Here is a 9,719-nt window from a genome sequence, read left to right as displayed (position 1 = left end):
CGTGGAATGTACTCAACAGCATTAATCTCAACGGACTGTCATTTGTATATATCAGGAACATCAGTGATCCATCACAGAGCAGCCTGAAAGTGGTTTATAAAAGCAACATTGATCTCGGCTTCCTGCAGATCTCCGCGATCACGCTCACAAAAGACCAGAACGGCGTATTCCTGGCTTTGAAGGCAAATTCCTGGGAATAACCATCAGCAGTAGCAATCCGGAAACCAAAGCACTGGCAGACAAAGGCAGCGACGTACGTAACATGCCTGCTGTACCTGGCCTGGGCAGCCAGTTCTTCGATCTTCGCTTCCTCGGCATGGGGCAGCATGTAGCCTTTACCAATCCGGGCGACATCAGCAACATACAGGGCGCGATCGACACCATGAAGAAATCATTCTCAGATACAAATGGTCAACCTAACAGCGTACCAATCAAACCCAACAAACAAGGTTCCTTATACTTTGATCAGAACAGTCACTGGCTCTTTGGGGCAGACTTCACCGTGGCGAAGTTTTACAAAATGGCCCTGATCTTCAATGATCCTGAACTGTACGGCCTGCTGATCAGCATCGATCCCACAGCCGCTTATTTCGCCAATCTCTATTTCGAAATACTTTATAAAAAGGTAAACGACAACATCGGCGTTTACCAGATAGACCTGCAACTACCAGATGTATTCAGGCATCTCGAATTCGGAGAAGTATCCATCACACTCCCCAACATCGGGATCAAGATCTACACCAACGGTAACTTCTATCTCGACTTCGGCTTCCCCGCCAGCATTACCGACTTCTCCCGCTCCTTCACGGTACAGGTATTTCCATTCACCGGTTCCGGCGGTTTTTATTTCGGATGGCTGAGTGGCGCCACTGCTACCAATATTCCAAAGACCACCTGCGGCGTATTCAACCCCGTGATAGCCTTCGGGCTTGGCCTGCAGCTGGGTGTAGGTAAAACCATTGATGAAGGCATCCTCAAAGCCGGGCTATATCTCACGGCCGTAGGTATTTTCCAGGGTGTAATCGCCATCTTCCATGCAACACCGGGATTAAGCGGTGCAAGAGACGACCGGTATTACAAGCTGCAAGGTACTTTCGGACTGGTGGGCCATATCTATGGCGAAGTGAATTTCTCCATCATATCAGCACGGCTGGATATCATGGCCTATGCCTATGTAAGCATTACCATTGAAAGTTATATGGAGATACCCATCTCCTTTGTAGCCGGTGTATCTGTTTCTCTAAGGATCACCATCAACCTCGGACTATTCAAAATACACATCAACCTCAGCTTCAGCGCTACCGTCAGGGCAAGGTTTGTAATTGGCAGCAATCACCCGCAGGACGCCGGCTGGAACGGTTGTATCTCCGGCGGTAACTTCCCGTCCTATCGCAGCATTGCAGCAGACCTGGCTGTAACGTTAAACTGGCAGCCCGTTTCACCGGATACAGGCACCACCTACCTGCTGGATCTGTACGTGATACCGCAACTGACTGTCTCCGGAGATGGTGCCACACCTGGCCCACAGTACAACATGATATTCTATATCGACACCGCATCAGCCAATATCGCTAATACCGTAAACGGCCTCACCGCCCTCACTACCGGCGTGTTATACTGGTGCCTCAGCGCGCTCGTCAGCAATGGCCGCCCAAGTGTTCCGCTGAGTTGGTTGCAGACCCAGCAGATCAGCACAGATCAGCTGGAAGCGTTGTTGTGCTATTTCAACACCAGGCCGGATAATGTGGCCCCGTTCAACTACAGCAATACATCCGGACGCGATGTTGTGTCATTCCTGAAAACATTCTTCAGCGTGCAGATCACGGCCACCGACCCTGCCACCCAGCAGGAACTGCAAGCCGCCATCTTCCCTGCTCTGCCGCCACTACTGATGCAGACAGACTACAACAGTACCAAAGGCACGCAGGTGAACTTCGCCACACAAAGCATGACCGGCGCCAGCGGATATATCAGCGCCGTTTCATCCATCCTGCGCGCACTCAGTATGGATGCGGAAAATAAGCTCACTACCGACTACTACGGTAACGCCTGTACGCAGGTAACGGACCCCGACTACCAGCAGCAGCCGGATCTGAGTATGCCCACATTTATCTTCACAGATTTCATTGCATTGGTAGCAAAAGCATTCCTGCAACATGCACTGGATTACATGAAGGCCAACAATAAAATAAGCCTCGATGCTGCCAGTATCGTGAACGCAGTGGTGACAGAAGCAAACGTAACACAGACAGGCAGCATGGCGTCACGGTTCCTGTTATATGGTCTGAGAATACCTGCGCCACCGGATGCCGCAACTGGCGCAATAACGCCACTGTACCAGCTTACAGGTCAGCAGTTCCCACTGCCGGCTGCGCTCAAAACAGGCGATTCTTTCAGCATCAGCATCACTAAAAATACTGCCGACACCTGGATCTCTTTCAATCCCAATAATGCCGGTTCGCTCAACATCACCATCAACAACGATGAAATAACACGCATCAATGATATGCGCAGCGTTGTATTGTCACCCACCCTGCAATCCGGCTCGCCGGCCGCTATGGTGAACTACCGCGATACACCGCAGGCATTCACATTGAACAGTCCGGCACTGTGGCAATATCCCGGCGATTACTTCCAGGGCGTTAGCGGAAATCCTGTGCTCTGGCAGCTGCCCCAGAACCTCGTCGATCTCTTTGCACTGCAGGCCGGTACATCCATCCCTTTCTCTCTCCTGACCATCAAGCCTTCCGGCGACGGCAGCGAGAAAGGAAGCATCAGCCATCTTGCATGGGCAACCACCGTACCCATTACCATACAGAAGATCACTGCAGGTTCCGCACCAGACACACCACTCGCTGCTAACATGTACAACCTCACCGGTGCAGACGACAGCGGCGTCGTATTATTACAACAACTGATCATCTACCTGAACACCACCCGCAAAGGTGACGACAGCTTCATCGCACAAATACAGGTACTGTACGAACCCGACCCGACAACAGATTCCACCGGCGGTAACATCTCCGCCGCCAACGGTGCTTTACAGACAGCCATTGTACAGGCAAACCTGAGCACAGAAACCAATCCGTTCAGCGCTACCAGCTTCCTGAAAGACAGCGTCAGCAATAAATACAATACGCTGAATAAACCAGGTATATTCCTGCAATTACTATGGGAAAACAGCATCGTAAGATCAGGCGGATTCTATCTCTACTACCGCAACGCCGGTGGTGATGGCATTCCTCCTTACCTGTTCAATAAAGACGGCGTGGCAAGCCTCACATTGGTGGTCACTTACACAGACCTGCTCATACAACCTTTTGTGAACAGTGTTGTTACCGGCGACCAGGTAGACACTGCTACGACCAGCGTATATGCGCAGGCTGCCAGCATCACCACCCGCGTAGCCACCATACCGGTTGGCGCCGTCGGTTATACCGTAGTGCGCAATAATCCGGGAGAATACAATCCTTCCCAGCAGCCGCCAACAGCCGCCGACAACCAGGTATACCTGCAAAACCAGTTCAACCTGCTGGGTACCACCTTGCCAGGCGTGACAGCCTTCAAAAACCTGCTGCCCGCCGGCCCCGCCGATACGCTGGACGAAGAACAGGTATACAAACTCCGCGCAGGCGAAATCCTGGATGTGAACACCGATTACTGGAATTATGCTGCAGTGATTCCCTACTACAAATATGTGCAGCCGTCCAATACAGATCCCGCTTATCCCAATCCATACGCCGGTATCGGCGCCAGCGTACAAATGCAACTGAACTGGCAGGATATGTTTGGTAATGTTCCCATGAGCAACGTACAGCCATTGACGTTATCCATCGCATCGCTGTACACAGATCCGCTCATCGGCGTATCACAATGGCCTGCCGTATCTGCTTACTATCAGTTCGCAGCAAATGCAGGCAAACCGGAGATACAGCTCAGCTTCTGCTTCGATAAAACCAAATACAGTGGCAGCAAGAGCCAGAACAACGCTGCGATAGATCTCGAAACGTACATGCGCCTCTACTATCAGCTGGTTGTATGCACCGATGTGAACATGAGCTTCCGCTCCTCCATCGATGGTACCTCCGTCGCGCCGGAAGGCACCATCCGCAGCCTGGATATAACCGCATTGAACACCGGCTTCATCACCCCGGTGATCACCTACCTGAAGAGCATTGTAAACGCTACAGCCACCGACAGCAACAGCATTGTATATACCACCAGCAGCCAGGTGGATACGGCAACCATTGCCAGCTACGCCGACATCCTGCCGTTGACACTCACAATAACAATACTACGTACTTCACATATCGATCCGTCGTTTACCAATACACCCGGCATCACCAGCGCGTTAACATCCGTTCCGCCGTTATCAAAAAGCACACCTTGTGGCAGCGGTACAGACGAAACGCTATCACTCACACCATTTGCGCAACAGTTTGAATCAGCCTTCAAAAACCAGCCCACAGCTGGCATTACACTGAAACTGGCAACTGGTACACCAACGGAAAGTGAAGATAAAACACCATCCATCTGGATGGTAAGGCTCGACAGCAACGGAAAGAGCGGAATCAACTTCAGCTTCAGCAACGCAGAAGTATATTTCTTTGCACCCGTGCCTTTGGCCAACAATCTGCTGTCGTTCGCCAGCAACAACTATCCGTATGCAAGCGGACAGCCATACCCGGCAGGAGCAGCAGTGACACAGCATTTCAGTAGTATAGATCTCGACAACTGGGGATTGCAGTTCCTGACGGCGGTAGACAATTTCCTCAGCCCTGCCTATGCCGTGCCCGCCTTCCTGCTCGATAACGGCACATCATTGGCATCACTCCTGAAAGAAAAAGAAAATCTCGCCAATGCAATTGAAGGTACAATCGACTATATCATCGACCCTGGACAAACGCCTAAATCCAATGTCGGCAATGCACAGGACAAATGGAAACAGGTGATCCTGCAACTGCTCTCTAACGCCTACCGCTATACAACAGCCGTGCAGACACCAGCTACCATCAGCTCCGGCTGGACAGGCAGCAATAACCAGCCGCCGGAACCACCCTATGTACCTTCGTTATACGGTAGCATGAAAGGTACAGATCCTTCCCTGCCGCCGGGTACGCCGCCGAATACTTCCTATTCTCTGTCCAACGCTAAAGTACCATTAGGTACCGGGCAGTCCTGGCTTACTTATATGTTTGAATCGAAAGATCTTCCGGCCAGCCGCAGCTTCAGCTTCACAGATATGCGTTACGCCGTGAGCCACCTGGAATACCAGATACAACCTGTTAATGGTATCGATGGCTACATGGCTTCGTCCTGGCTCACCTTCGTCATCCCACTGGATAACAGCATGGGGCAGATAGGCAACATCGACATCCCCGTTCCATTGCGCGCCTATCCAACACCGCCATCCATCCTGAGCCAGGGACTCGTATATCCTGTCAATAGCGGTACCGACACCGTAACTATCGCTGAAACCAGGACATGGGATTACAGCTATGTATACCAGAACCAGTCAGCCGCACAGGATACGGTACACACACAAGTGCAGTTCAACATCCCGGCATCCAGCGGTAGTTTCCTGTCACGCGCCCTGGATGAAACGCCCACACTCGATCAGGCACTGTCGCAGTTCATGTCGGTGTATCCCGCCATGTTACAGGATTTCAACAGCCACCTGCTGACCCTCACCGCTGACGACGTAGCAAACAACACACCCAATGCGCAGGCCGCGAAGAATGCCGTAACAGCATTCATCAGTGTAGTTACGGTTGCAGCAACAGCGTGGAGTACCTGGAACCAGATTCACCCGCGCACCAAACAGCTGCTCAGCCACGGCCCGCTCACGCTTCCGCTGTCGCCGTATACGCTGTCATATGTGATTACTGAAAACGAAGAACAAACAACCAAAAACCTCAGCATCACGGTTACACCAGACAGTGGCAACAGCCTGCCAATGGTGCCATCGGTAAACATCAGCAATTACACAGCTGAGCCAGTAACGGGCCAACCGAACACCTGGACATATAAAAATGAGAAAGATGAATACCTCCCGTACGCCGACAGAAACAAAGATCCAAACAGAGAAGTACTGATGCAGCCGCTTGACATCCTGCATGAACAGAACAGCTGGGCAGGTGCAAGTATTATACGCAATCAGTATCTGCTTCAGAATGGTGAGGGCGGCTGGCAGCCTACCAATACACGGTTCATTTACCAGACGCCGTGGGTGCGGTTCTTCGACAAGCTCGTGCCATTGCTCAATTGCAACCGCGAGGTAGACATCGCCACTATCAACAGCAACGTGTTCCCGGCGCCTCAGTCAAGAACGCTGCTGGAAAATATGACCCAGCTGTTCATCGCCCTGACCGACGGCGTAACGTTAACGGATATACTGATCAAATTACATTGCAGCTACCAGTATACCAGACCAGGCACTTCATTTACGATAGACCTGCCTGTATTACTGCTGGCATCAACAGAGGTGAGTATGGCTGATAAAGGGCTGGCAGTAGCCACCATGATAGCAACCGCCATGAAGAAGTGGAAGGATACACATATGCCGGAACCTGACCAGGCTCAGTTCAATCTGAACCTTACAGTATTCTCGGATGACAGCACAAGACCAGTATTGCAGGTGCCATTATATTTATTACTAAGCAGTATAACACAACTGCATCAATGATACTGGTGATAATTCTTTGATGATGTTGATGAGCGAAGGGCGGAGCGGGTAACAGTCCAGACAATTATCTGTTCCGTTCATCAACATCATCAAAAAAATCATCAACATTATAGTTTACCAATGATAGTCCAGTCATCGCTGCCATGACCCTTAGCGATCCAGCTGTCCATCAACTCACTTAACACGTTGCGCTAATTAACCTTAATAACTTTTGACGTTTGCTTTTCCTGCTCCTGCTCAAATTGTAAGAGGTAACTGCCACTCGGATACGGACTGGTATTCACCTGTATAGTATATACACCTGGTAAGGCTACCTCCTCTCTCAGTAGAAAACTTTGTCCTTTGTTCATGCTCACCAGTCGTAAGATTACCTTTCCCTTCTTCTTCACGAAATAACGGCAGTTAAGTGTGTGGGAGAATGGATTAGGAAATACCTGCAGCGAAGCCTGTTCTTCTTTTTGATCCACAGCAGCTGCGCTTTCCCTGTAAGCGGGGAACAAATCCTGTTGGGCAATTATGGATGCTGCAGGAAATACCGGCACTGTAGCGGGCAAGCAGGAGGGCGGGTCTATTTTTGCCACGATTGCTTTAGCGGTGTCAGCGATGGAAGGACCGACTATTAAGGCTCCTCCATCCCGGGTAGCTGTGCTTCCCATAGGATTAAAGACATTCATGGTATCTTTCACTAACGCAATAATTTCACCGGTACTATCCAGTTTGAGCAAGTATAACACCGCATTGTTTGAGTCTTTCGGTGCTTTCATAGCAAATGACAAGCTACGCGCTGGCTGCTCATCGAAATCGCGCGCTAAGATCGTTGTGTCTACTTTACTCTCATGTAAAAGGGGTAAAAACGTGCCGTACTTACCCGATTTTTCCAATGTACTCCTAGCTGTTCGTTCGGAAGGATTAGTGGATTTCATGCGTGAATACTGGGCCATAACGAGTTGATACCTGAGGAGCTCATCCTTTGAGTGGAATGTTTGTGCCAAAGGATCAGTAGGTCCGGGATAGCGTGCAGACCGGGGAATGGGAATAAACGGACCGAATACTTTCAAAAATTGAAGGACACCATTGGACGTCAGTTGCATAATCTTTGCAGTTGCTCCTGTTACCGTATCAGGCCTGGTTACGCTGGTAACGTTAAAATAATCGCCCGTACGGCCAATGCTCGCGCCTATATCATCCCTTTCACTCAAAAAAACTTTTTCCCACTCCCGATTCAGGTTACTATCTATACTAGCCATGAAAATATCTTTCCCGTACACAGCTCCTGAGTAAGTACTCCCAACTATCAACAGCTTATTATCTGACGTGGGGACGAACCCGACCTGGTCGTCGGAATAATTACCCGAGTAACTCGCCGATTTCAGTATTGTACCCGCACTGTTCAATACCTTCAGTTGCAGTGAGTTCGTTGTGGTAGCTACAACAACGATATTATTCCCGTCCGGTGAACTGCCTGCAAACTGATTGAACAGGGAGGTTGCTTTAGTCCATAACACATTACCCATATTGTCTACGCCTATGATCTGCCCTGCGGCGGCAGGTGTACCGATATTATAATTACCGCATACAATATATTTCCCGTCCTTTGTGCCAGTGGCTCCCGTCAGGCTGTCCCTGCCGGAAGTACCGATGGCCTTACTCCATTTTTTGTTATTGACGGAGTCCAGTTTTACAAGCCACAGATCTGTTAATCCATGATTCTGACCGGCTATGTCCCCATCATTGGAAGCAGTAGTCCCGGCAGCCAGAAACCCGTTATCTATGGTGTTGAGGATAATAATGAACTCATCGCCACCGGTACCCCCTAATGTTTTGGATGCGCCTCTGGAAATACCCGGACCCGGTGGAAGAAGAGCTGCTGTAACAGGGGTACGGGAGTTACTCACGCACCGGGTTGTATCAAACGCTTCCACATAGAATCGGGCAGCGGCATTTAAAGGTGTAGTAGTAAAAACGTCTGTTGTTGCAAGTGATGTTCCTCCGCCTGGCTGATTATACCAACGATGGCTGATAGCTGTTGTTTTGGTCGCAATAAAGGTAGCCTGCTCACCCTTACAAACGCTATCAACCGGTACTAATACTTCTGGTGGCGACGGTAGCACCCGGGCAGTCACCTGGATTTTTGTTCTTTGTGGGTTAAGGCAACCACTGCGGCTAGCTTGCACATAATAGCTGCTGTCTCCATATACAGGACCTGTACTGTAGTTAGGACCGCTAAAGAACGAAGTACCAACATCAGCCTGTTTATACCATTCATAAGTAACTCCTGCAGGGCCGGTGACCGCCAGAGAAGCACTTTGTCCCCTGCATATGCTCACCGAAGGTGTTACAGCAGTTGGCTGAGGCACTACCCGGTATGCATAGCCGATACTGATAGCATTGAGGAGTTGCAGCAATCCGGAGTTTAACCGCAGTTCCACCTTATTAAAGGGCTGTGCAGGAGCCCAGGACAATAACAGCTGCTGACTTGTGAGGAGTCGGAGCTGCAGCAGGCCGTTGTTAACAGGCTGACGGTCTCCATTGTAAGTATTGCCGTTATAAGTAGCTACTTCAATATTACCCAACACGGAAAGGTCCAGTAGGTTAACTTGGGTAGTCAGGTAGATCCGGACACTGTCGCCAGGTTTACTGAGCGAGGGAAAACTCAGTTGTTGCTGGGTATAGCCACCCAATAATCCCACAATAACATGCAACGTAGAAGAAGTTGCCTGATTATTATCAACTGCCAACGCCGCATTGTCTACATAACAGCCTATACAAATCCCGCTGGTGGCTGTATTTTGTGTAGTGGCGGCCTCACAGGGTACTGTCTGGGCCATAGCGGGGAACGACATCAGAGATAAAAAAAATAAGAACAGGCAGTATAGACCCATATGTGTAGATCTTGTGTCAGACATAGTTCAGGGTTGAGGATGAGGTTATATCATAGTCTATCATTACTTAAAGCCGGGGTCTGAGGGAAAAACCATTAAATTGCTTGTAGGATATCCAAGGATAGTGATTGGGTACAATCGCGTTTGATTAC

The 9,719-nt window shown here is 50.0% G+C and carries 3 protein-coding genes; 2 read left to right on the top strand and 1 reads right to left on the bottom strand.

All coding sequences use genetic code 11. The annotated features are described in order from the left end of the window. Positions 1-200 (top strand): hypothetical protein (locus VM802_RS30325; protein ID WP_325537944.1); only part of this gene is annotated, 200 nt, incomplete at its 5' end. A 62-nt stretch (positions 201-262) separates the two neighbouring features. Beyond that, positions 263-6,685, top strand: coding sequence for a hypothetical protein (locus VM802_RS30320; RefSeq protein ID WP_325537942.1), 6,423 nt, complete (start codon positions 263-265; stop codon positions 6,683-6,685). Positions 6,686-6,876: 191 nt separating this feature from the next. Here VM802_RS30320 and VM802_RS30315 read toward each other — a convergent pair whose 3' ends face one another. Then, positions 6,877-9,591: an Ig-like domain-containing protein gene (locus VM802_RS30315; protein WP_325537940.1), complete on the bottom strand. Its 2,715-nt coding sequence runs from the start codon at positions 9,589-9,591 to the stop codon at positions 6,877-6,879. Positions 9,592-9,719 lie beyond the last annotated feature (128 nt).

The sequence above is a fragment of the Chitinophaga sp. genome, assembly GCF_035538455.1.
Taxonomy (GTDB): Bacteria; Bacteroidota; Bacteroidia; order Chitinophagales; family Chitinophagaceae; genus Chitinophaga.
Note: the sequence above shows the minus strand (reverse complement) of the source record. Positions and strands in the feature narration are given on the sequence as shown.

Excerpts from the sequence above, each read along its gene's own strand:
- VM802_RS30320 (WP_325537942.1), top strand. The coding sequence starts at position 263 with ATGCCTGCTGTACCTGGCCTGGGCAGCCAGTTCTTCGATCTTCGCTTC.
- VM802_RS30315 (WP_325537940.1), bottom strand. The coding sequence starts at position 9,591 with ATGTCTGACACAAGATCTACACATATGGGTCTATACTGCCTGTTCTTA.